This window comes from Desulfurella sp. (genome assembly GCF_023256235.1).
GTDB lineage: Bacteria > Campylobacterota_A > Desulfurellia > Desulfurellales > Desulfurellaceae > Desulfurella.
Genome location: NZ_JAGDWY010000037.1, coordinates 1 through 1727, shown reverse-complemented (window position 1 = coordinate 1727; position 1727 = coordinate 1). Strand labels below are relative to the sequence as shown.

Annotated in this window: 3 protein-coding genes; all 3 read left to right on the top strand. The window is 33.1% G+C overall.

Annotation, left to right across the window (positions count from 1 at the left end; genetic code table 11):
- Positions 1 to 225 (top strand): ATP-binding protein (locus tag Q0C22_RS03680; protein ID WP_291490800.1); only part of this gene is annotated, 225 nt, incomplete at its 5' end.
- Between the two features lie 82 nt (positions 226 to 307).
- Positions 308 to 610, top strand: coding sequence for a helix-hairpin-helix domain-containing protein (locus tag Q0C22_RS03675; protein WP_291490792.1), 303 nt, complete (start codon positions 308 to 310; stop codon positions 608 to 610).
- 8 nt (positions 611 to 618) lie between these two features.
- Positions 619 to 1575, top strand: coding sequence for an ATP-dependent 6-phosphofructokinase (locus Q0C22_RS03670; protein ID WP_291490784.1), 957 nt, complete (start codon positions 619 to 621; stop codon positions 1573 to 1575).
- Positions 1576 to 1727 lie beyond the last annotated feature (152 nt).

Below are 1727 nucleotides of genomic sequence, written 5' to 3'. Positions count from 1 at the left end.
AAAATATTCTTTTTAAATTCAGGAGAAAAATCTCAAATTGACACAGATAAAATGTTTGAACCATTTTCAAAAGAAACGTCGTTAAAAAACAAAGAAGGTATGGGTCTTGGCCTATATGTAACTAAATATATACTTGACAAACATAAAGTTAAAATAACGTATACTTATGAAAACGGCAGCAATATTTTTGCTTTAGACATAAAACATATATTATGCAGTAATTAATATTCTTCTTAAAAATTTTAAAAAATTTATTTAAAAAATTAGCAAAATATGATATATTAACAAAAAATAATTGGAGGTTTTTATGAAGATAGCGTTTGGTGTATTTTTAAGCATTTTAATTGTTTTTAATATAGCTTTTGCTCAATCAGAAAAACTAAATATTAATATAGCAAGCCAGAGTGCACTTACTAAATTGCCGGGGATTGGTCCAAAAACAGCAAAAAAAATTGTTGATTACAGAAACTCACATGGCTTTTTTAATAGTATAGATGAAATAAAAAATGTTTCTGGGATTGGTGAAAAGAAATTTGAAAAACTAAAAGATTATATAACTACAACAGGTGGCGTTGCAGAAATTAAAAAGAATACACGAAAAAAATTTTAGGGGGTTTAATGAAAAGAATTGGTGTTTTAACAAGTGGCGGAGATTGCTCCGGAATAAATGCCACGCTTAAAGCTATAGTAGAAGAAGCATACAAAAACAACATAAAAGTAACAGGTTTTTTGGAAGGGTATAATGGCCTTGTAAATGATTTGGCTATAGAATTAACACCTATTCAAGTCAGTGGTATTTTGCAAAGGGGCGGCACGATACTTATGACATCACGATGTGAAGAATTTATGCAAGAAAGTGGTTTTAAAAAAGCACTTAAAACATTAGAAGATGAGGAAATAGAAGGCCTTATTGTAATTGGTGGTGACGGATCTTTGCGTGGCGCAAAAAAATTAGCTGAAAGTGGTATTGTATGTGTTGGGATACCAGAATCTATTGATAACGACATATATGGAACCGATATGGCATTAGGTGTTGATACCGCATTAAACATTATTACAAATGCTATTGATATTATTAGAGACACTGCATCAAGCCATAAAAGGGCATTTGTTATAGAAACTATGGGGAGAGAGAGTGGTTATCTTGCTTTAATGAGCGCTATGGCATCTGGTGCAGAAGCTGTTTTGATACCTGAAGTAGAATATGATATAGACTCTATTATGAATAGACTAAAGCAAGAACATGAACGTGGTAGAAAATACAGCATAGTTGTTGTGGCAGAAGGTGTTAAAAAAACCCAGGAAGTCACAGAAAAACTCAAAAAAGAAGCAGGTTTTGATACAAGACTTACAATACTTGGTCATATTCAAAGGGGCGGCAACCCAAGTGTCTTTGATAGGACGCTTGGCATGCGCATGGGTATTAAAGCTGTTCAATCATTGATAAACAAAAAAACTTGCATTGTTGGGCTTCAGGGCAGTGATATAAAAAATGTAGCTTTTGATGTGGTTTTTGCGAATAAAAAAGCATTTAGTCAGATGATGCTAGATTTTGCCAGATTGAAATCTAGATAAAAGTTCACGAAATAATGATATAGCTTTTTCCAGTTCTTTTTGAGCCTGGCTTTTTGTAGGAGCCTTGGCGCCCGACTTCATCAAACCACTACATTTTCCCCTCTTTCTTCTTCCACAACTCCATTATCTATCCCACTCTTCCAAAAACCCTT